Source organism: Veillonella parvula (assembly GCF_036456085.1).
Taxonomy (GTDB): Bacteria; Bacillota; Negativicutes; order Veillonellales; family Veillonellaceae; genus Veillonella; species Veillonella parvula_E.
This window is the reverse complement of the sequence record NZ_CP138632.1, coordinates 797162-820713: the sequence shown is the minus strand read 5'-3', so window position 1 is coordinate 820713 and position 23552 is coordinate 797162. Positions and strand designations below refer to the sequence as shown.

Here is a 23552-nt window from a genome sequence, read left to right as displayed (position 1 = left end):
AAGGGAGGGCGCTATGAATATATGTGTTACTGGTGGGGCCGGATTTATTGGTTCCCATTTAGTTGATAGATTAATTGAATTAGGTCATGATGTACTCGTTATAGATAATTTATCTACAGGTATGCGCTCCTTTGTACATGAAGATGCTCAATTTATTGAGATGGATGTACGAGATCCAAAATTACTATCTGTATTTGAAGAGTTTAAGCCGTCTATCGTATTTCATGAAGCGGCGCAAACAATGGTTCAATCCTCCATGGAGAACCCAAGTTATGACTGTGATGTAAATCTAATAGGACTTATTAATGTTCTCGATGCTTGTCGTAAAGTGAAAGTTGAACAATTTTTAATGCCTTCATCAGCTGCTGTATATGGTGACTTGGCAGTATTGCCATTGACTGAAGACTTGAGTGGTATGCCTTCGTCTTTTTACGGCCTGACAAAGCTTACTGCAGAAGGTTATTTGCGTATTTATCATGAAGCTTTTGGATTAAATACAGTATGCTTTAGATATGCTAATGTATATGGACCACGTCAAGGTGATGGCGGTGAAGGAGGCGTTATCAGTATTTTCAACCGCTTGATTGTCGAAGGGCAACCATTAACTGTATTTGGTGATGGTGAGCAAACTAGAGATTTCATTTATGTAGATGATGTGGTAGATGCTAACATTAAGGCTATGGGGAATGGTCAATGCACAGGTATTTATAATATATCTACCAATAAGGGAACATCTGTGAATGAGTTGATTACGCGATTCCGGACTATTAGCGGGACAGATTTTATGGTTTATTATGAAGATGAGCGTATAGGAGATATTAAACATTCGCGCTTAAGTAATGTGAAAGCTGAACGTGATTTTGGCTTTACTGCTACTACAACATTAGAGGACGGCTTACAAAAGACATTAGAATACTTTAAAGCTCATCATAAGTAAGGGGTATAAGGTTTGGGGATATGAGTGATACGCAATTTTGGGTGACCGTAGGTATATGGAATTTTATCGTATTTAGCCTGTATGGATATGATAAATTATGTGCCATTAATGGATATGATCGGATTTCAGAGTTCACATTACTATTTTTAGCGTTTGCCTTTGGTGGTGTTGGTGCTTTATTAGGTATGGTCCTATGGCGTCATAAGACATTAAAAATTAAATTTAAATTAGCCATTCCTTTTGCATTACTTTGGTCTGTATATGCAGTCGGATTCGGTTATGGTTTGTGGGTAAAATGATTGTATAAACTAATATTTTATTCATTCTTTTATGGTATAATAAAAAAATATTGTACATAAAATGTCAGTGAAGGAGATATTTGATGTTGCGATTACAATCAGGTTTTGAGTTAGATTATGCTAATATATATAATGAAAGTTGCATACAAGAACGTGATGTGAATAATTTTGAACGGGCTATACAAAATGTATGGCGTCATACAAATATTTTGCGTTCTACAGGCTTCGAAGAAGGTCATGTTTCTAAAGATGGTTTACCTGAACCCGTGTTGTTTTACCAACTTCCATATATTTCAGAAGATGGTATCAATACACCAGATATGTTAGAGCGGCTTTACGAATTACGTGACTATGCACGCCATAATATTGATACAGTTGTATCCGTAGGTATTGGGGGCTCCTATTTGGGGAGCAAAGTTATTTTTGATGTGCAGTGTGGAGCATTTTGGAATAACTACAGTGCAGAGGAACGCGACGGCTATCCTAGGATGTACTTTGCAGGCTTTAATGTGGATGGTGATTACTTAGTAGGGCTAATTCGTACGTTAGAGTGTCAAGCTCAGAAAAAAGGTCCTGATTATAAGGTGATGCTCGTTATTAATTCTAAGTCTGGATCTACCATTGAACCAATGGCTAACTTCATGATTTTGGAGAAGGCTTTACAAGATCGTAATATTAACTACGAAGTGATAGCTGTTACAGATGTATCTGATGATGAACATCCTACAATTTTACGATCTATGGCGATAGAAAATAATTGGAAGACCTATAGCATTCCTTATGGTGTAGGTGGTCGTTTCTCTGTATTTACAGAAGTTGGTTTTGTAACAGCCACTCTTGTAGGATTTGATATTGAAGGATTCTTAGCTGGTGCTGCATCTATGGATGCAGCATGTCAAGAAGAAGACATTTTTAAAAATCCAGGCCTTTTAAGTGCATTATTGAAATATATTGCATCTGAACGATATGGTCGTATTATAGAGGTGTTTATGCCTTATAGTGAAGCACTCCACTCATTATCTGATTGGTATGTGCAGCTCTTATCCGAGTCTCTTGGAAAAATGAGTAATACTTGTCTACCATATGGTCGTACGCCAGTTGCTGCAGTAGGTACTATGGATATGCATGCTCAAGTTCAAGAGCATCAAGAGGGGCGCCTAAATAAGGTAGTTCAATTTATTAAGGTTAAGGATTGGAAACATAATCTCATTGTTCCAGATTCCTATAGTCAATATGAACGTTTACACTCTCTATCTGATGTAGGCATTTGTGATATTTTAAACATTGCTTTAGATGCTAATAGAGAAGCCTTGTCTAGTGACAATCGTTTTAACATGACTATAACTGTACCAACATTAAACGCATTCCATTTAGGAGAAATTATGTTTATGCATTGTTGGGCCGTTTATTTTGAGTCCATTTTTGCGGGTGTTGATGCTTTTGATCAACCAGGGGTAGAGGTTTATAAGCGTCTCATCGGACCCAAATTGGCTCGAGCAAAGGAAGTACATAATTCATGAGGGGGAACTATGAATATTTTAGTAACAGGTGGTGCTGGTTATATTGGGAGTCATACTGTACGTGCTTTACAACAAGCAGGATATACACCAATTATTGTAGATAATTTATCTCGTGGGCATGTAGAATCTATTCCTGAGGGGGTAAAGTTCTACAATATGGATATTGCTGATCCTAAACTAGTAGGTATTATGAAAGAACATAACATCCTAGGTGTAATGCATTTTGCTGCTCACTCACAAGTTGGTGAATCCATGCAAAATCCAGCTATTTATTATGAAAATAATGTAGTTGGTTCCTATCACCTTATTGAGTCTGGTCGTACCGCAGGTATAAAGCATTTTGTATTTTCTAGTACGGCTGCTGTGTATGGTGAGCCAAAGGTAGTGCCTATTCGTGAGGATGCTCAACTGCAACCAACAAATGTATATGGTCGCACTAAATTGATGATAGAAGAAATGTTGTCTGATTATAGTTCTATCTATGGTTCTACATATGTTGCGTTGCGTTATTTCAATGCGGCCGGTGCAGATCCGTCTGGTATGATTGGAGAAGACCATCATCCTGAAACTCATTTGATTCCACTTGTGTTAGATGCGGCTCGCGGTAAAAGAGAGCATATAACTGTATTTGGGACTGATTATGATACAGCTGATGGCACATGTGTACGCGACTATATTCATGTCAATGATTTAGCAGCTGCTCACGTATTGGCTATGGACTACTTGCGTAAAGGCGGAGAATCTCAAGTATTTAATCTTGGTAGTGGTAATGGATTCTCTGTAAAGGAAATCATCGAGACTGCAAAAGAGGTTACGGGTATCGATATTCCTGTTCAATATGGTGATCGTCGTGCTGGTGATCCAGGAACATTAATTGCTTCCTCTGAAAAAATCAAAAATTTACTTGGTTGGGATCCTATATTTAGTAATGTTGCTGATGTTATCAAAGATGCATGGCATTGGCATACATCTCATCCAGATGGATTTAATAGTAAATAAAGAACGAATTGTTTTGATTTGTCAATATAATGAATGACTCTATTAGTCACCTTGGTGACTGGTAGAGTCATTTTTTTGTAGGATTTTAAAAGAGCCTCCTAGAATATGTCAGCAGGAGGTGGATTATGAACTTACAAGACTATATAGAACGTATGAAAATGTGGATTGATAAGCAGCATTTTATTATGCGCCACTATAAGTTTGCACTTGGTATTTTCTTTATCATTACGGTTGCCCTTTTAGGCATTGGTATTTTTTATCCACATGAGGAGGAAAATGTTCATATTAGTTTAGATCAATCTAATGGTAGAGATGCTAAGCAAATTGAACGAGGCTCAGAAAAATTATCAAAAGAAACAACACATGATAATAGAAATGGGAAAGGAAAGAACTATTTTAAAGATGAAAGTGATATAAAAAATGTAAAGGATAGAGAGGTAAAAAGCGATGTTCATGGACGATTATTATATGATATTACCGGTGTTGAGCGAGCAAATTCTTGGCGAGAGGTTTTTAAAGATATTCCTATAGATGATTTACTTGGTCAGAATAAGATAACTAAAGATAGTAATGGCAATTTCGTTGATATAAATAATGATTTATATGAGTCCGATGATGAAATAAGTACTTTTGGAAAAACGGAAGATAAAAGTCGTAGAAATGGAAAATATCAACAAATAAGAAATAATAAAAAGCATAGTGGTAATTATATTGAATTAAAAGCTAAAGATATTAGTGCTAGACGAGTTGAATCCAGTATACAACCTTTTATAAGTAATCCTACCAAACAACATCCCATAGAGCTTATAGGTATTATTGAGGGACAACAGAATATTGCTATTTTACGAAAAGGTACAGAGGAACAAATGGTTAGTATAGGAAGTGTGTGGAAAGAAATATCAGTATCTAAGATAACTGCAAGTGGTGTAGAAATTATTGAAGGAGGTTCATCACGGTGGCTAAGAATCGAGTAAACTTTCTAGGTCTAAAATATATAGATAAGATTATAGTGATAGTTATATTGCGAATAAGCTTATGGATGGTCGTCATGCTTGTAACTCCGTTCATGGTATTTGCTAATAGTACTGATAGGATAGGTACTAATAGAAATGATAGAATAACTGCTAGTAGTTCTGAAACTATCGTAAATAGTAGTGAAGTAGATAAAAATGAAAAAAAGGTTGGGAACGAACTCATAACGATTTCTGTACGCAATGCATCCTTAAAGGAGACCGTCTTAGGCATTTGTCGTAGTTATGGTATATCCGTAATTGGTGTAGAGTCGTTAAAAGGGAGTATTACGGCCACTGTAAAGGGAGAATCACCAGAAGCAATTATTAATGAATTAGGTAAGTTATATCATTTTTCCGTATCGAAGGAGCATAATACACTTCTTATTGATTCTGATGATGAAACACTTGAAAAAAGAGAACTATATGTTATATCACCTGAACATTTACCGGCTGAGTCTTTGAAAAATGTGGTAGGCACAGTGGTAAAAAACGATAAAATGGCAGTGCTTTCAGAACAAAATGAAGTAATTATGCATTTGACGAGCGGAGAAAAGCGACGCGTAGAAACCTTAGTACGTGCTATCGACAAGGAACCAAAACAAGTGCAATTGGAAGCTACCATCATTGCTATGGAACAATCCTATGCTAAGGAACAAGGTTTTAGATGGTCTTGGCTTAGCTTGACCGGTCATGGAGAAGATAAAACACATTCCTATGGTGCCGTTACCTTTGGCAAAACACCGACTGGGGAAGCCTATAAGTTTTTTGTAAAACCAGAGCTAAGTCTTATGGAAAGCTCAGGTAAAGCCGTTCTAATTGCAAAGCCATCTATCATGGCTCTCAATGGTGAGACTGCACATATCTTGATAGGTGAAAGAATACCAGTTATAGAAGAATCGGAAGTGAATGGAGAACGAAAGCGTTCTACTCGTTATGAAGAGGTGGGCATTAAGTTGAATTATACTCCTATTATTACTGCTGATGATGGTGTAGATGCTAAAATACATGCAGAGGTGAGTACACCTATTATGGTATCTGAAATGAAAGCCTATAAAATAAGCACACGTCAAGCACATACAAGAGTACGATTACAACCAGGAGAAGTGCTGGTTATTGGTGGACTCATGGACAATCGAGATCAACATCAAATACAAAAGATACCTATTTTAGGAGATATCCCTTTGTTAGGAAAATTATTCCGTCATAGTCGAAAAACAAAAGATTCTATAGAAATGCTAATGTTAGTGAGGGCAACTGTGGTATAATGAAGAGTAAATGATTAGGAGGTTGTGAATGGAACGCATTCGAATGATAGGCCTTGGAAAATCGTTTGGAGTGCGCCAAGTATTTTCCAATGTGTCCTTTGAGTTAAAAGAAGGGGATCGACTCGCCTTGGTAGGCCCTAATGGGGCTGGAAAATCTACCTTGTTAAAGTGCATATTAGGCTATGAAGAGCTGGATGAAGGTAATGTAGTCAAGTCGCCTGTTGCTAGTATTGGCTATTTACAACAAGATGTAAATCTGGGGGATGATAGCCTTGCTACGGAAATAGAAAAGGCTTGGGCCGATGTTCATGCATTGGAAAAACAATTAAAAGAACTCACTAGTCGATTGGAATCTGAAGAGGCTAGCGAATCGGATTTACAACGCTTAGATTATTTACAGAATCGTCTAGAATGGTTAGGCGGGTATGACTACGAGCAAAAGACAAAGCGCATAGTCTATGGTCTTGGTTTTACTGACGATGACTTAGATAAGCCGGCTAATGCATTTTCAGGTGGTCAAAAAACACGTATTAACTTAGCTAAAGCATTAGTACGTAGTCCCGATTTTTTATTCTTAGACGAACCAACTAACCATTTAGATATGGATATGCTGGAGTGGTTAGAGGGGTACCTATCTGCCTATCAGGGTGGAATTCTCATTGTAAGTCATGACCGGTATTTTTTAGACCGTATTGTCACAGGTGTTGTAGAGTTAGATAATCATAAGGCTACAACCTATCGCGGTAACTATAGTCGGTATATTCAACAACGGGATGAACGCTTAAAGGCAGATATGGTGGCTTATGAAAAACAACAGGAGTACATTAAGAAAACAGAGGCTTATATAGATAAATACCGTGCTGGTATCAAGTCTAAAATGGCTCGTGGTCGTCAGTCCCAACTTAATCGATTAGAACGTCTAGAGGCACCTGTTACTTCACATCATTTACAATTTTCGTTCCCTCCTGCAGCAATGAGTGCCGATAAGGTTTTAGTACTAGATCGCTTATCTGTAGGATATGGTGAAAGTCGTATTATTAATGATATCTCTCTTGTTGTTCGACGTGGTGAATCCGTAGCACTTATCGGGCCTAATGGAGCTGGTAAGTCTACACTGGTGAAAACTATTGTAGGAGAATTATTCCCTGAAAATGGTCATGTAGATATTGGCAATCGGGTACAAGTGGGTTACTTCTCACAAGAGCACGAAGAGTTGCACGATTCTTGGCAGGTAGTAGAAGAGATTATGAATCACTTTAACTACAGTGAGGATAAGGCGCGTAATGTGCTTGGGTCGTTCTTATTTAAAGGTGATGATGTATTTAAGCTAGTAGGTGAATTATCTGGTGGTGAGCGCGCTCGTTTAGCTTTGCTTAAGTTATTTCTTCAAGGCGATAATTTCCTAATTTTAGATGAACCGACAAACCATTTAGATATTCCTACACGAGAAATCGTAGAAAGAGCATTACAACAATTTGAAGGGACTTGCTTTATTATTTCTCATGATAGATACTTCTTAGATCAAGTTTCTACAAAAACAGTAATTCTAGATGAAGGTAAAATTACAGAGTACCTCGGTAATTATTCATACTATAAGGAAAAGCTGAAAGAGAAAGAAGACTTATTAGCATTAGCTAATGAGAAAAACTCTGAGAGAAGTAAGCGTGATAGTAAAGCTACTCCTACTAATGAGTCAATGCTTTCAGCATCAGAAACTATAGAGGAAAATCAGAAGAAGCCAAATGCTTATATGGTAGAAAAACAATTAGCTGAGGTAGAAGCTGAAATTGCTCGTTTAGAGGCGACGATGAAGATGTATGAAGTGCAATTAGCGAATCCTGTAGTTCAGCAAGATTTAGATGAAATGTCTAAAATTTCCATACAAATTGAAGAGACTCAAACTGAGTTGGATTCATTATATGAGAAGTGGGAACGGCTATGTGAATAGCTTTTTAATGTATATATTATTAAGGAATTAAAATCATTTTCTTTTAATTGACAAAAGATTGAAATTTCTCATAATATAGGTATAGAATCAAAGTTTTATGTTTCAAAGGAAGGGTGTAGCATGAATAAATCCATGTTAAAAAAAGCAGCCATTTTTGGCCTTGCTGGTGTAATGGCAGTTGCTGCTGGTTGTGGCAGTAATAAAGATGCAGGTAATGCAAATAGCAATGAAGCTAAAATCGCATTGTTGACAACAACAACTGGTGGTGCAGCCGCATATGGTGAGTCCATTAAAGCTGGTGCAGAATTGGCAGTAAGCGAAATTAACGCTGATGCAAATGCTGTAAAAATTAACTTATTAGTAGAAGATACTAAAGGTGATAAAAACGAAGCAATTAATGCAATGAATAAAGTAATTTCTAAGGATAAAGTTGTAGCTGTTATCGGCCCAATGTTATCTGGTGAAATGATGGCAGCTGGTCCTGTAGCAAACAAAAGTAAAATCGTAGCTCTTGGTACATCTACAACTGCTGAAGGTATTACAGATATCGGCGATTACATTTTCCGTAATGCTGTACCTGAATCCTTGGCAGTAGATACTGCAATTAAAGAAGCACATAAAACTTTAGGCTTCAAAACTGCAGCTATTATGTACTCCAATAATAATGACCAAATGGTATCTGTAAATAATACAGCTCGTAAAGCATTGGAATCTGAAGGCGTACAAATCGTTGATACTGAAACATTTGCAGATAAAGATACTGATTTCTCTGCACAATTAACTAAGATTCAACAAGCAAAACCTGATGTTATCGTAGTTGCTTCTCTTTACCAAGAAGGCGCATTAATCATGAAAAAAATGCGTGAAATGGGTATGAATCAACCTGTAGTTGGTTCCAATGGCTTCAATAGCCCACAATTTATTAAAATTGCTGGCGATGCTGCTAATGGTGTTATTGTTGGTACGCCATGGTTCCCTAATAAAGACGATCAAAAGGTAAAAGACTTCCGTAAAGCTTATAAAGATAAATACGGTAAAGAACCAGACCAATTCGCAGCTCAAGCTTATGATGCGGTATACCTCTATGAAGCAGCTTTGAAAAAAGCCGGCTCCACAACAGATCGCGAAAAATTCCGAGAAGCATTGAAAAATATTGCTGACTTCGTTGGTGTAACTGGTCAATTCAAGTTCAACGAAAAGCGCGATCCTTCCATGGAAGTTCAAGTATTACAAATTAAAAACGGTCAATTTGACGCATTAACAAAATAAGTTGAGGTAGTATAGTGTTTTTACAACAATTAGTTAACGGGTTAACCCTCGGTAGCTTATATGCTGTACTCGCTATTGGCTTAACACTAGTGTTCGGTGTTTTGAATATTATCAACATGGCTCACGGAGGCATCTTTATGATAGGTGCCTTCGTTGGTCTTTTTATGGTAACTGTTTTTGACGTTAACATTTTTGTAGCCCTTATCGTAGCTATGGCTGTCGGTGCTATCCTTGGTTATCTTTTAGAATTTGTGGCGCTTCGTCCACTTCGTAAGAAAAAGGTGTCTCACTTGGCACCACTTATTAGTACCATTGGTGTTTCTATTTTCCTTGAAAGTTTGGCATTATTGCTTTGGGGCCCTCAAACTAGATCGTTCCCACCAGACTATATTGGTGGCCTAATCGACTTTGGAGCTTTCAAAATTTCCATGGTACAAATTATTGGCTTAGGCGTTTCTATTGTTTTAATGCTGATTCTTAATATAGTTATTAAGAAAACTAAGATTGGTAAGGCTATTCGCGCTGTATCTATGAGTACGGAAACAGCAGCTCTCTTGGGTATTAATCCAACAATGATTATATCTGTTACAGTTATGATTGCATCTGCTTTAGGTGCTGCTGCAGGCGTGTTGGTAGGCTTGTCCTTTAATGCTATTGAGCCTACGATGGGGGTTATTATAGGCTTTAAAGGCCTTGCAGTACTTATCTTAGGTGGCCTTGGTAATATTACAGGTGCCATGGTTGGCGGCTTCATTTTAGGCGTAGCAGAAATCTTCTCTGTTGCATATGGCGCATCTACATTCCGTGATGCTGTGGCCTTTGGTCTCATCATCCTATTATTATTCTGGCGCCCACAAGGCTTGTTTGGATCTAAAGATAAAGGGGGGAGACCATAATGGATTTATTGAACCCGTATTATCTACAGATCGTGATGTTTTTCATCATCAATGCCATCATGGGTATTTCAATTTATTTCACACTTGCAAGTGGTCAGCTTTCTTTAGGGGCTGCTGGCTTTATGAGCGTTGGTGCATATGTAGGCGCTATCCTTTCTTTGAAAGCTGATTTGCCTATCGTTTTAGGCATTATCATTGGTGGCTTAGTTGCTAGCCTTGTAGCCGTTATTATCGGTTTACCAACAACACGTCTTCGCGGATTATATCTTGCCATTGCTACTCTTGGTTTTGGCGAAGTTGTGCGTGTTATTTTCTTGAACTTGGATATTACTAATGGTGCATTAGGCCTTTCTGGTATTCCATCCATTCCTCAAGAATTAACAAACTTAGCCTATGAACTTGATATCGATGGTTTAATGGGCATTGATGCTGTTGCATGGGGCAATCTAATGGCTATCATTATTTTGTTAGCTATTTTAGTATTGATTATTGCCTTTTGTGTACGAATCAATAATAGTCGTGTGGGCCGTGCCTTTGCAGCGATTAAGGCTGATGATCATGCAGCAGAATTGATGGGGATTAACGTTGTATACTATAAGATGATGGCCTTTATCATTGGTGCTTTCATCGCTGGTATTGGCGGTGGTTTGTATGCGCATATTACAAACTTTATCAATCCTACAGACTTTAGTTACCATAAGGTAGTACAAATCTTATTATTCCCTGTATTTGGTGGTTCTAATGTAGTATGGGGTTCCGTATTAGGTTCCTTTATTCTTACATTATTGCCAGAAGTATTGCGTTTCTTATCCGATTATCGGGACATCATCTATGGTGCATTACTAGTCATTTTGATGGCAGTTCGTCCAGATGGTATTCTGACAGAATCGATGGTAGACAAAATTAGTCGCAAATTAGGCTTTAAAAAGGCTCCATATATTCCTGAATCACAAGTGTTGACAGAACGTTTTGAAGCATATAAACGCAAACAACAAGAAGAAAAACAAGGATAGGAGGGAACTGAATGCTATTAGAATTAAATGACGTAAGTAAAAGCTTTGGTGGCGTTGCAGCCCTCACAGGAGTATCTTTTGGCGTTAAACAAGGTGAAGTATTTGGTGTTATTGGTCCAAATGGTGCTGGTAAGACGACACTGTTCAACTTGATTACAGGTGTATTCCCAGTAAGTTCGGGCGAAATTGTTTTTGATGGTATGTCTGCTGTAGGGATTAAGCCTCATAGAACTGTTGAAATGGGTATTGCTCGTACATTCCAAAATATTCGTCTCTTTGGCAATATGACAGCTCTTGAAACTGTATTAACCGGTATGCATTGTCGCACTGGCTCTGGATTCCTATCTAGCTTCTTGAAAACAAAACGTCAACGTATTGAAGAAGAACGTTGCCGTGGTATTGCCTATGAGTTTTTAAAGCTTGTAGGGCTTGAAGAAGATGCGGAAGAGGTTGCCACATCATTACCGTATGGTAAGCAACGTCGTCTTGAAATTGCCCGTGCCTTAGCGACACATCCTCAGTTAATCTTGCTTGATGAACCGGCAGCCGGTATGAATGATAGTGAAACTGAAGTTTTGCGTCAATTGATTGGCAAGATTCGTGATCTAGGTATTACCGTTGTGGTTATTGAACATGCCATGGAATTGATGATGAATATCTGTGATCGTTTGGTAGTACTTAACTTTGGCAAGAAAATTGCTGAAGGTACACCTCAAGAAATTCAAAATAATGAAGCTGTAATTGAAGCATACTTAGGTAAAGAAGAGGTGTAATATGTTAAAACTAGAAAATATTGTGGCTGGTTATGGACATATTACAGCCCTAAAAGATATAAGCCTAGAGGTTCCACAAGGTTCGATTGTATCTCTTATTGGTGCTAATGGTGCTGGTAAGACTACTACGATGAAGACTATTATGGGACTTGTAAAACCCACATCTGGTCGAGTGATTTTTGAAGGTCAAGATATTACGAGTCGTCAAACTCATCAAGTTGTACAGAATGGTATCTCTTTAGTTCCTGAAGGGCGTCAAATACTACAAGATATGAGTGTTTATGAGAACCTTGAAATGGGTGCTTATACACGTAAAGATAAAGAAATCGAAGCAGATATCAAAAAGGTATTTAAACGATTCCCTATTCTTGATGAACGAAGCTATCAATTGGGTGGTACTTTATCTGGTGGTCAACAGCAAATGCTAGCTATTGGCCGTGCACTTATGGCTCGTCCAAAGTTGTTATTACTAGACGAACCATCTATGGGGCTTGCGCCTTTAGTAGTAAATGAGATTTTTGAAACCATTAAAGAAATTAGTGCCGATGGAACAACAGTTCTTTTAGTAGAACAAAATGTACGTCAAGCATTGAAGATTGCTGATTATGCGTATGTTTTAGAGACTGGTAAAATGGTATTATCTGGATCTGCTGATGAAGTTCGCCATAATCCTCGTGTTATGGAAGCTTATTTAGGCGGTCGTGTTGAATAAGTAATTATATAAAGCGATCATTATTGTCAAAAACTTTGAATAAGGTGTATATACTAGATTTCTAGTATATACACCTTATTTTTTATCACTAATTCTGATAGAAATAGCAGCACTATGTGAGCTGATAATGAAGTGAGTTTATAAATTTTTTATTATTTTTAAGATAATCAATAATAAATCTAGTGAATTAAGAATGAAAAAAGCAAATAATAATTAATGAACATATATTGAAAATACTGTATTTTTAGGGAATTGTTGTTGAAGATTATATGAAGTTCGCCTGGAAGATACTAGATTTGTAGAAGTATATTTAAAAAAATGATAAAATAGCATGACTGATTTTTTAGATATAAGATACATCAATAATTAAGTGATGAATTAAATAAGTTGAATAAAAAAGAGGTAAGTATGAAGAAGAAACAGTATATGATGATGGCTACATTCTTATGTACTACAACAATGGCTATGGCTGCACCAGTTAATATAAATACTAATCAGCCTTATAATGCTAAGAATGTACAAATGGAAGGCCATGCACCATTGGAAAATAGTGCATCTGTAATTAGCTCTGATAAAGAATATCGTCTGCGTCAAGGCGATGAACTGAATATTCAAGTGGTTCAGCAGGCAGAGCTTGGTACGCGTAATGGTAATGACATTGTGTATACTGTCAGACCAGATGGATATGTATCGTTTCCTATGGTTGGTGCTGTAAAAGCAGATGGCTTAACTGTAGATGAATTTACAGCTGAATTACAGCAAGGTTTGTCTCGTTATATCATTAATCCTGATATCACAGTAAATGTATCGAAATTGGGCGGTGTTCGCGTATATGTATTTGGTGAAATTAATAAGCCTGGCGCCTATACGTTGACTAAATCTAGTACAGTTATTGATGCGATTGGGGCTGCAGGTAGTTTTAACTGGGATACAGCAAAGAAGAAAATTTACTTGATTCATCAAGATAATCCAGAGAAACCGATTCCTATCAATTTAAATCGTATTTTACAAACTGGAGATATGTCTGAAAACTACATCATGCGTGAAGGTGATATTCTTTACTTAACTAAGAATAGTCGTATCAACTTTGCTCGTGATATTGCTCCAATCTTAACAGGGGCTTATATGGTATCACGAATAGGTAAGGATTAAAGATAAGGCGATATCTATCATATAAGGGGGCGTTTTTTTGCGTTCATATTTATTACCATCCATATTGTTTATTACCGATATTGTGACGATTGTAATCGTTGCTTTTATCAGTCTTTTTATTCGATTTGATGGACACATAGAACCTCAATATATTAATCAAATGGTGGATGCACTTCCGTTATTACTTATTTCGTATATGTTGATGTTCTTGATAATGCATTTATATACACGTATTTGGCGCTATGCAGGGATGCGAGAGGTATTAGCAGTATTTGTAGCGACTACAATTGGTACGGCTTTATTCTATTCCTCTATGTTTGTATTTGGTAAGTCATTACCACGTTCCGTCTATTTTATTACATGGTTCCTCACTACAGGTGCTGTTGGTATGGGACGTATGTTGCTTCATTATGTGGCACTTCACTATAGCAGTGGGGACGATGGTGAAAGTGGCCAAGTGAATACATTGATCATAGGAGCCGGTGATGCAGGTGCAACTATAGCTCGTGAAATTGAACGATATCATAAGCGTTCTCGTCGAGTGATTGGTTATGTTGATGATGACATGTTTAAACATAATCGTCTTATGAATGGTTTTAGAATTCTCGGTAATCGTGAAGATATTCCAGCATTAGTCGCTAAATATAAGGTAGAAGAAATTATTATTGCCATGCCTTCCGTGAAGCGAGATATTATTCAAGAAATCATGGAAATCTGTTCTCCTTTAAAATGTAAAATCAATATTTTACCGGGGATGTATCAATTACTTGATGATGAAGTTCTTGTATCTCATTTACATCCTGTTTCAATCGAGGACTTGTTGGAGCGTGATGAGATTCAGCTCGACACGTCCAAGGTTGAAACATATCTTAAGGATAAAGTGGTTTTAGTTACTGGTGCAGGGGGATCTATTGGTTCTGAAATTTGTCGTCAAGTTTTACGTGTAAAGCCTAAAAAGCTATTGCTTCTAGGTCATGGTGAAAATAGTATTTATCTTATTCATCAAGAATTGCGCAATATTGCGCCCCAAGATACCTTGGTTCCAATCATTGCAGATATTCGCGATAAGAATCAATTAGAACAAATTTTCAAAAACTATAATCCTGATGTAGTATTTCATGCGGCAGCTCACAAACATGTGCCTCTTATGGAAATCCAGCCAATTGCTGCGGTATTAAATAATATTTATGGTACTCGTAATGTTGCGGATGTAGCCGGAGCTCATGGGGTAGATCGATTTGTTATGATTTCCACGGATAAAGCGGTGAATCCAACTAGCGTTATGGGCGCTACAAAACGGGTTGCTGAAAAAGTTGTACTTGGTATGAATCACATATATGATACTAAGTTTATAACAGTTCGTTTTGGTAATGTACTTGGTAGCCGTGGTTCGGTTATTCCTTTATTCCGTAAACAAATTGAAGCAGGTGGTCCTGTAACCGTTACAGATCCAGAAATGACACGTTATTTCATGACTATTCCTGAAGCCAGTCAATTAGTACTTCAAGCTGGTGCCATGGGGAATGGAGGAGAAGTGTTCCTTTTGGACATGGGTGAACCGGTTAAAATTGTCGATTTGGCTAAGAATATGATTCGCCTTTCTGGCTTTGAGCCTAATAAAGATATTCGTATTGAATTTACTGGCTTACGTCCAGGTGAAAAGTTATATGAAGAACTATTAACTGCCGGAGAAGGTACGAATACTACTACGCATAAGAAAATTTTTGAAGCAGCTCTAGAAGATGTTGATCAAGAATGGCTGAGTCGTGAAATAGAGCGCTTTGATACATGTAAAACCGATATAGATGTGATTAATGTATTGCAGGATATCATTCCTACATACGATCCAAATCATAATGTATAGGTCGTGGATGATACATTTATTACCCAATATATGTATAAGACTATTTTAATTTTGATACATTGTGCCTTTATTGAGAGGGTTTGGTACAGTTAATATTCTATAAGTAGGAGAGACCCTGTTGTTTGTATACTTTTACAGAAAGGGGTATATGGGTGGAACAAATTATTGATTTAAAAGAGGTGGGCAGAGTCCTCATTAAAAAGCGCCGTAAAATTATTAATATTACGGTAGCATGTATGGTTTTAGGTGGTGCGTATGCCTTTCTTGCACCATCTACATATCAATCTACATCGATGTTGCGCATTAAACAAGCTCAAGGTTTGAGCAATTCTGTATTATCTAGTGCTAATGCCTATTCTGATTCTATGTCTCGTCAATTGATGAACACAGATGCAGAAATTTTAAAAAGTCGTAATGTAGTAGAGCCAGTAATTACTGCTATAGAAGATCCTGAAGGTACTGGTAATGCGCCAACATATGAAGATTTTGTTAAAACTCGCATTGAAACTAAACCGTATAAAGAAACCGAGTTATTACAAGTAAGCGTAACTGGTAAGAGTCCTGAGCAAGCACAAGAAGCTAATCAATTACTTATTGATACCTTCTTAAAACGTCTTGCCGAAATTTCTCATGTTGAACAACGAACTACTCGTGAATTCTTACAAAAACGCGTTGTTACTGCGAAATCTGAATTAGAGCAAGCAGAAAATAAATTGCAACAATTCCAAGTAGATAATAAGGTGTACTCTACAGCTGATCAGATGAAAGGCTTAACTGATAAGATTACTCTAATTGATCGTGAGAAGGCTCAAAATCAACTCGATTTAGAAACGGCACAAGCTGCACTTGGCAGTATCAATGAGCAATTAGGTTCTGCAGGTAAAAGCATCGCTGATAGTGCTACGGTTCAAGCCTACAAGGGTCAGTTAGCAGATTTAGAATCTCGTAAAGCTTCTTATATTGGTAAATATACTGATGAACATCCTGCGATGAAAGAAATTAATCAACAAATTGAAGAAGCTAAAAGTGGTCTAAATGCTGAAATCAACGCTATTGCCTCTCAACAAGCACCTTCAAGCAACTCTGCACAACAAGGATTGCTAGCGGATAAGTTCAAAAATGAAGCCGCTTTAGCTGTAGCTCAAGGTAAACAATCTACATTAGCTGAGTTAGATAAAGCAAACGAAGAAGCTATAAAGGGATTACCTGAAAAAGAACGCGGTTATATCCAAGCAAAACGTGATGTAGATGTGGCACAAGATATCTATCAAATGCTATCCACTCGCTTAGAAGAAGCGAAGGTAGCAGAGGTTATGGTACCAAATGAAGTTCAAATCGTAGATGCTCCAACATTACCAGAAAAAGCAATTGCGCCGCGTAAAGTACTTATTTTATTAGGCGCTGCCATTTTAGGGGTCCTCTTTGGTTGTCTCTATACATTGGTCCAATTCTTCGGTAATCGAAAAGTCCAATCTGTACAAGAGATTAATGACATCCTTGGCATTCAAAACTTGGGCGTGATTCCAAATCATAAAGAAGTAGAATACGAAGAGCCTAGTAATCGTTTCGTAGCATTGTTGCGCAAAGTGAGAGGTTAATATGATTAGACTAATTTCTAATGAACGTGGTGATACACCACTTGTGGAAGCATACCGTACATTGCGTAGCAATCTTCAATATGTATGTAACCAATATAAGTGTAAGCTTATTTGCATTACTGCAGCCACTAGTGGTGAAGGCACTTCTGAGGTGGCTGCTAATACTGCATTAGCCTTATCTAAAAATAATAATAAAGTTCTTCTAGTAGATGGTAATCTACGTAATCCAACACAACATATAGCCTTTAATGTACAAAATAAGGGCCTTACAAATGCGGTGATGATGGATGAAGATTTGACGATTCATCGTAATGTAGTGCCTCATTTGGATGTTCTTACGGCGGGTGAAGTTGTTGAATATCCATCTGATATTGTAGATTCTAGCAAATTACCTGCGATTTTTGAGTATGTACGTGATGAATATGATGTGGTTATCATCGATACACCACCCGTATTGTCTGTTACAGATGCAGTTGTATTGGCAGAGAAATCAGATGGTGTTGTGTTAGTTGTTAAAAATGAAGTAGCTAGTCCAAAAGATTTGATTGAAGCTAAGAAACGGCTTTCACAAGTAGGTATTTCTCTTTTAGGATCTATGGTAATTGACGCTTAATATAACTGCTTTAATCAATATTCTATGTGATAAATCAAGTGTATCAATATGGTACAGAAAGTATTGAGGTGATTTATATGAGAATTAATTTTTCTCCTCCAGATATTACAGAGTTAGAAATCAATGAAGTCGTTGAAGCCTTAAAAAGTGGGTGGATTACGACAGGTCCTCGTACTAAAGAATTAGAAAAAAAGATAGCTCACCAATTAGGTACACCTAAATCCGTTTGTTTAAACTCTGCTACTGCAGCGCTTGAAATGTCTCTTCGCGTATTGGGTATTGGACCTGGAGACGAAGTCATAACTAGTGCTTATTCTTATACAGCTAGTGCGAGTCCTGTAGTTCATGTAGGTGCTACCTTAGTACTCGTTGATACACAGAAAGATGCTTATGAAATGGATTACGATGCAGTCGCTCGCGCTATTACACCAAAAACAAAAGCAATTATCCCTGTTGATGTTGCAGGTGTACCTTGCGATTATGATCGACTACGCTCCATTGTGGATGAAAAAAAATCTCTCTTTATACCTGCTAATGATATTCAAAAAGCATTAGGTCATATCCCTATTGTGGCTGATTGTGCTCATTCCTTTGGTGCATCTTATAAAGGAGTATCAACAGGTAATGTTGCAGACTTTAGTAGTTTTTCCTTCCATGCAGTAAAAAATTTTACTACTGCTGAAGGCGGCTGTGCTACATGGCGTCATATAGATGGTATTGATGATGAAACTATTTACAAGCAATTCCAATTGCTATCTTTGCATGGTCAAGATAAGGATGCTCTTGCAAAAACAAAAGCAGGTGCTTGGGAATATGATATTAAAGGTACCTATTATAAATGTAATATGACGGATATCATGGCGGCTATTGGGCTAGCTCAATTTGAAAGATACCCAAAACTTTTGGCACGTCGTAAAGAACTTATCGAAGCTTATGATACAGCATTTAAGGATTTACCTGTTACATTGTTGAACCATTATACAGATGAGCATGAGAGTAGTGGTCACTTGTATTTAGTCCGTTTAGATGGCCGTGATGCGGAATATCGCAATAAGGTTATAGAAGCTATGGCTGAGGCTGGCATTGCAACGAATGTTCACTATAAGCCAATTCCAATGCATACGGCTTACAAAAACTTAGGCTTTACAATCGATGACTATCCAAATGCTTATGACCAATTTAAGAATGAAATTACATTGCCACTTCATACGCTCCTTACAGATGAAGAAGTGCAATATATCATTGAACAGTTTAAAAGGATTATTACCGAATGCTAGTAAAGAACTTTCATGACCTACCACAAGAGCTACAGTGTGAAGCGGTTCGTCCCTATTTTGAAATATTAAATCAAAGACGTACAAGCCTTCTTTGTAAAAGCATTTTTGACCGCGTAATGGCAGCGGGACTGCTTATTACATTAAGTCCTGTATTTTTGATACTAGCCATCATGATTAAACGAGATAGTGCGGGAGAGGTTTTTTTCCGTCAAACTCGAGTGACACAGTACGGTCGTACCTTTGGCATCTACAAGTTCCGTACTATGGTAAAAAATGCAGAATCTTTAGGAGCACAAGTGACGTCGCAAAATGATATGCGTGTCACTAAGGTCGGAAATATGCTTCGCAGCTGTCGCCTCGATGAATTGCCTCAGCTTATCAATATCCTTTTAGGGGATATGAGTTTTGTTGGTACAAGACCTGAGGTTCCACGTTACGTGTCTGCTTATACAGATGAAATGAAAGCTACCTTATTATTACCAGCTGGGGTTACCAGTATTGCCAGTATTACTTATAAGGATGAAGATCAACTTTTACAAAATGCTCAAAATGTTGATGAAGTCTATATAAATGAGGTTTTACCGGGCAAGATGGCTTGGAATTTAAAGAGTATTAAGGAGTTTTCTTTTTTACAAGATATAAAAACGATGATTGATACAGTATTAGCTGTATTACGTTGAAAGAGGTCCCTATGAGTACATCTATGACAAAGGAAATACAAGAAAAAGAGCTGAATATGTTGCTGTACTTTAAAGAGTTCTGCAATAAACATAATTTGCGCTTTTATCTTTGCGGCGGTGGTCTCATTGGGGCTATACGGCATAATGGATTTATCCCTTGGGATGATGATTTAGATCTATTTATGCCTCGTCCAGATTATGAAAAGTTAGCTAAATTATGGCCCAAATATGCTGACACTGAACGATTTACGTATTGTCGTACTGATCGAGATCACATCTATCATGATGCAGGTGCATCTATAAGAGATAATAATACGACCTTTATTAATCGTCATAGTATGCATGAAGATGTTTGTCATGGTTTAGCACTTGAAATTATGCCTATTGATGGCTGTGCACCCGGCAAAATTAGTCGTGTATTGCAATTGATGTGGGCCATGACGTTTGCACTCTTTAATGCGCAGCGTTTACCAGATAATAAAGGGCCTACATATCGCGCTTTAGCTGGTTATATTTATAAAATCTTTTCCAGTCAGTCTATACGCTATCATATTTGGCGATTTGCAGAAAAGAGAATGACTCAATACGACTTTGATACCAGTGATGAATGTACGGAGTTAATTGGCAGTTTAAAAGGTATGAAGCTACGTCATCCTAGAGAGGACTTTGCTTCTGTTGTATATAAAGACTTTGAAGGTCATCAAATACCTGTTATGAAAGGGTATGAGAGATATTTGCGTCTTATTTGGGGCGACTATATGCAATTACCACCTATAGAACAACGTGTGGCAAAACATGATGCAGTATTTGCTGATCTACATACACCTTACAAGGAGTATAAAGGCATATATTATGCCAAAAAAGAAGCTCAACCATAAGGAGGGCCTATGAAACGAATAGCAGTAATCTTTGCGGGTGGCGTAGGTGCTCGTATGAAAAATAGCAAGACGCCAAAACAATTTTTAGAATGGAACGGTAGACCAATTTTGATTCAAACCTTAGATGTGTTTGAACAAACGGAGACAATTGATGGGATTGTTCTTGCCTGCAAAGCAGAATGGATTGATCATACAAAACAGCTCATCAAAAAGGCGGGGCTACAAAAGGTATTATCCATTGTGCCTGGTGGTGAAAGCGCTCTAGAATCCCAATATAATGGACTCGTAGAGGCTAAGCGTTTATTTCCTGATGATGCGGTGACTGTATTGATTCATGATGGGGTTCGTCCACTTGTAGATAATTCTACTATAGAGAGAAACATAGAATCTGTTGAATCAAAGGGGTCTGCCATTACTGTTACTCCAGCTATAGAAACGGTTATGGTTACCCAAAATGGTTCTATTAACCGCATTTTAAATCGTAATGAATGTCTCATGGCTAAAGCGCCCCAGAGTTTTAGATTAGATGATATTATATCAGTTCATAATCGTGCAAAAGATGAGGGCATTCATGACTTTATTGATTCCGCATCGATGATGATGCACTATGGATATACTCTATATCCTGTATTAGGGGAAACTGAAAATATAAAGATTACAACTCCATCTGATTATTATATGTTCACAGGGATTATTAAAAATCGTGAGCTAGGAGGATTAAAAGATGAGTAATTCCGTTATTCAACGTGAGTTAACGGCTTTAGTACATGAAAAAAATTACTTTCATTTCCTCCGTCATCAACGCATTCTTATAACAGGTGCAACGGGGCTTATTGGATCGATGTTTATAAAATTACTTATACTTGCCAATGAGACTCATGACCTGGATTTAAAAGTGATTGGTCATGTGCGAAGCCATGAAAAGGCAAAAACCATTCTCGGTGAGTATTTAGACAATAAGTCGTTAACCCTAGTAGATGGCTCATTAGAATCTATTGATGTGCCATGTGATTATATTTTGCATGGAGCCGCACCAACACAATCTAAGTTTTTTGTAGAACATCCAGTAGAAACTATCCGTACCTCTATTTATGGCACGGAGGCCATGCTCGAGTTAGGCCGTCGAAAAAAGGTAAAGAAAGTAGTTTATTTATCTAGTATGGAACAATATGGTGTACCTTATGAGTCTGGTCAAGTTATGACTGAAGACCGATTAGGGTATCTTGATCACCTAAATGTTCGTAGTTCTTATTCTGAAAGTAAGAGACTATGTGAATGTTATTGCAAGTCCTATGCTGTGGAATATGGCGTGCCTGCTGTAATAGCTAGACTAGCTCAAACCTTTGGACCTGGTGTTCCGGTATCAGATAACCGTGTATTCATGCAGTTTACCAAGAGTGCTCTTAAACATGAAAATATTGTTCTTCACACAAAAGGCGATTCTATGTCGAACTATTGCTACATTACCGATGCATTAACTGGTATTTTAGCCCTTATGAAGGCGGGCAAAGCTGGCGAGGCCTATAATGTATGTCATGATGAAGAGACTCGTTCTATTGCAAGCATTGCTCAATTAGTGGCAACCCATGTGAGCAATAATAAGAGTAAAGTTGTTTTTGATATTCCAGAAGATGTACAAGGGTTCGGCTATGCACCGACAGTACACATGTTCTTAAGTTCTAAGAAGTTAAAGTCTTTAGGTTGGAAACCTAAGGTATCAATGGCACAAGCCTATGTAAGACTGGCAGAATATATCCAAGAGGAAGGCTTATGAAAAAGGAAATAATAATTGTCACCATCTCCCTTGGTAACGATGGGGCTGAACGAATCTTAACAGAGTTGGCTCGTCAGTGGGTACATGATGGTCATCATATTACAGTTATCCAAACAAGCCCTAATCGATATGGTAATGAATATGCGTTAGAGGAAGGTATTGAACAAATCGAAATTCATACTACAAGCTCTAATAAAGTCATTCGCTTTATGCAAGAAATAAAAGAACTAATCAAAATCTTAAAGACTAGGCCAAATGCGACATGCTTATCTTTTTTGTCTGCATCGAGTTTTATCTTAGCGATTAGCTCTTGGTTTATAAAAAATCGCATTGTTTTTTCTGAACGCAATAATCCACGCAAAGTTCCTATTGGTTGGCATCAACAAGCGTTACGCGACTTTGCCTTTAGATTTGCAGATGCACTAGTATTCCAAACGGAAGATGCTCGTTCTTATTTCCCAAAATCTGTGCAAAATCGCGGTGTTATTATCCCCAATCCTATTAATGGTAAATTGCCACCACCAATAGAGGGGGAACGAGAAAAGACAATTGTTACAGCTTGTCGTTTGCATCCGCAAAAGAATTTGCCTATGATGATTAATGCCTTCAGTATGTTGGCAGACGAGTTTCCAGCGTATAAACTCGTCATTTATGGACAAGGTGTATTAGAGGATGAACTACGAGCTCAAATTAAGTCTCTTAATTTAGAGAATCGCATTTTATTGCCTGGCTTTGCTAGTAATATTTTAGAAAAGGTAGCCCCTTGTTCTATGTTTGTATCATCCTCTGATTTTGAAGGTATTTCAAATTCCATGCTAGAAGCATTGGGTATGGGCTTACCTGTAGTAGTCACAGATTGTCCTGTAGGCGGTGCTCGCATGGTAATTAAAAGTGGAGAGAATGGCATTCTCGTACCTGTAGGTGATACGCAGGCTATGTATGAAGCCATGCGCAGTGTATTAAAGGACCCTGCACTAGCGGCTAAACTTTCACAGAATGCCATCAAAGTACGCGATGAATTTCCATTATGGAAAATCGCAAAACGTTGGTTAGAAGTTTTATGAGTTGTAAG

Annotated in this window: 22 protein-coding genes; all 22 read left to right on the top strand. The window is 37.6% G+C overall.

Translation table 11 applies throughout. The features are described from left to right. Positions 1-13 precede the first annotated feature (13 nt). The 22 genes from PK1910_RS03955 to PK1910_RS03850 all read left to right on the top strand — a co-directional run bounded on the left by PK1910_RS03955 (position 14) and on the right by PK1910_RS03850 (position 23544). The gene (locus tag PK1910_RS03955; protein ID WP_058948420.1) at positions 14-937 is read left to right on the top strand and encodes an NAD-dependent epimerase/dehydratase family protein; all 924 of its coding nucleotides are present in this window, start codon (positions 14-16) and stop codon (positions 935-937) included. A gap of 20 nt (positions 938-957) precedes the next feature. Further along, positions 958-1236, top strand: coding sequence for a DUF1294 domain-containing protein (locus PK1910_RS03950; protein ID WP_058948421.1), 279 nt, complete (start codon positions 958-960; stop codon positions 1234-1236). Positions 1237-1319: 83 nt separating this feature from the next. Next, on the top strand, positions 1320-2756 hold the full coding sequence (locus tag PK1910_RS03945) for a glucose-6-phosphate isomerase (RefSeq protein WP_058948422.1): 1437 nt from the start codon (positions 1320-1322) through the stop codon (positions 2754-2756). A gap of 9 nt (positions 2757-2765) precedes the next feature. Then, positions 2766-3755: a UDP-glucose 4-epimerase GalE gene (gene galE, locus PK1910_RS03940; RefSeq protein ID WP_058948423.1), complete on the top strand. Its 990-nt coding sequence runs from the start codon at positions 2766-2768 to the stop codon at positions 3753-3755. A 125-nt stretch (positions 3756-3880) separates the two neighbouring features. After that, a complete protein-coding gene (locus PK1910_RS03935; RefSeq protein WP_058948424.1) occupies positions 3881-4729 on the top strand; it encodes a hypothetical protein in 849 nt (282 codons plus the stop codon). After that, on the top strand, positions 4711-6033 hold the full coding sequence (locus tag PK1910_RS03930; RefSeq protein WP_038125307.1) for a type II secretion system protein GspD: 1323 nt from the start codon (positions 4711-4713) through the stop codon (positions 6031-6033). The genes PK1910_RS03935 and PK1910_RS03930 overlap by 19 nt, the downstream gene beginning before the upstream one ends. A 28-nt stretch (positions 6034-6061) precedes the next feature. After that, on the top strand, positions 6062-7981 hold the full coding sequence (locus PK1910_RS03925; protein WP_058948425.1) for an ABC transporter ATP-binding protein: 1920 nt from the start codon (positions 6062-6064) through the stop codon (positions 7979-7981). Positions 7982-8101: 120 nt separating this feature from the next. After that, positions 8102-9250 carry an ABC transporter substrate-binding protein gene (locus PK1910_RS03920; protein ID WP_024061207.1) on the top strand — a complete coding sequence of 383 codons (1149 nt, stop codon included), beginning with the start codon at positions 8102-8104 and terminating at the stop codon, positions 9248-9250. Between the two features lie 14 nt (positions 9251-9264). Beyond that, the gene (locus PK1910_RS03915; protein ID WP_024061206.1) at positions 9265-10146 is read left to right on the top strand and encodes a branched-chain amino acid ABC transporter permease; all 882 of its coding nucleotides are present in this window, start codon (positions 9265-9267) and stop codon (positions 10144-10146) included. Then, positions 10146-11159 (top strand): branched-chain amino acid ABC transporter permease, encoded by a 1014-nt coding sequence (locus PK1910_RS03910; RefSeq protein ID WP_024061205.1) that lies wholly within the window; start codon positions 10146-10148, stop codon positions 11157-11159. The genes PK1910_RS03915 and PK1910_RS03910 overlap by 1 nt, the downstream gene beginning before the upstream one ends. 11 nt (positions 11160-11170) lie before the next feature. After that, positions 11171-11932 (top strand): ABC transporter ATP-binding protein, encoded by a 762-nt coding sequence (locus PK1910_RS03905; RefSeq protein ID WP_058948426.1) that lies wholly within the window; start codon positions 11171-11173, stop codon positions 11930-11932. Position 11933: 1 nt separating this feature from the next. Continuing rightward, entirely contained in the window at positions 11934-12644 is a 711-nt protein-coding gene (locus PK1910_RS03900; protein WP_004697319.1) for an ABC transporter ATP-binding protein, read from the top strand. Between the two features lie 408 nt (positions 12645-13052). Continuing rightward, positions 13053-13796, top strand: coding sequence for a polysaccharide biosynthesis/export family protein (locus PK1910_RS03895; protein WP_004693377.1), 744 nt, complete (start codon positions 13053-13055; stop codon positions 13794-13796). A gap of 37 nt (positions 13797-13833) precedes the next feature. Next, positions 13834-15660: a polysaccharide biosynthesis protein gene (locus PK1910_RS03890; protein ID WP_058948427.1), complete on the top strand. Its 1827-nt coding sequence runs from the start codon at positions 13834-13836 to the stop codon at positions 15658-15660. 152 nt (positions 15661-15812) lie between these two features. After that, entirely contained in the window at positions 15813-17258 is a 1446-nt protein-coding gene (locus PK1910_RS03885; RefSeq protein WP_058948428.1) for a GumC family protein, read from the top strand. 1 nt (position 17259) lies between these two features. After that, positions 17260-17871, top strand: a complete 612-nt coding sequence (locus PK1910_RS03880) for a CpsD/CapB family tyrosine-protein kinase (RefSeq protein WP_058948429.1) — start codon at positions 17260-17262, stop codon at positions 17869-17871. Positions 17872-17948: 77 nt separating this feature from the next. After that, positions 17949-19148, top strand: coding sequence for a DegT/DnrJ/EryC1/StrS family aminotransferase (locus tag PK1910_RS03875; RefSeq protein WP_058948430.1), 1200 nt, complete (start codon positions 17949-17951; stop codon positions 19146-19148). After that, on the top strand, positions 19142-19828 hold the full coding sequence (locus PK1910_RS03870) for a sugar transferase (RefSeq protein ID WP_058948431.1): 687 nt from the start codon (positions 19142-19144) through the stop codon (positions 19826-19828). The genes PK1910_RS03875 and PK1910_RS03870 overlap by 7 nt, the downstream gene beginning before the upstream one ends. A gap of 11 nt (positions 19829-19839) precedes the next feature. Further along, the gene (locus PK1910_RS03865) at positions 19840-20706 is read left to right on the top strand and encodes a LicD family protein (RefSeq protein ID WP_058948432.1); all 867 of its coding nucleotides are present in this window, start codon (positions 19840-19842) and stop codon (positions 20704-20706) included. A 9-nt stretch (positions 20707-20715) separates the two neighbouring features. Continuing rightward, positions 20716-21438 (top strand): IspD/TarI family cytidylyltransferase, encoded by a 723-nt coding sequence (locus tag PK1910_RS03860; protein ID WP_058948433.1) that lies wholly within the window; start codon positions 20716-20718, stop codon positions 21436-21438. Beyond that, positions 21431-22480, top strand: coding sequence for an NAD-dependent epimerase/dehydratase family protein (locus PK1910_RS03855; RefSeq protein WP_058948434.1), 1050 nt, complete (start codon positions 21431-21433; stop codon positions 22478-22480). The genes PK1910_RS03860 and PK1910_RS03855 overlap by 8 nt, the downstream gene beginning before the upstream one ends. Beyond that, positions 22477-23544 (top strand): glycosyltransferase, encoded by a 1068-nt coding sequence (locus PK1910_RS03850; protein ID WP_058948435.1) that lies wholly within the window; start codon positions 22477-22479, stop codon positions 23542-23544. Before PK1910_RS03855 ends, PK1910_RS03850 begins: the two co-directional genes overlap by 4 nt. The last annotated feature ends 8 nt before the right edge of the window (positions 23545-23552 follow it).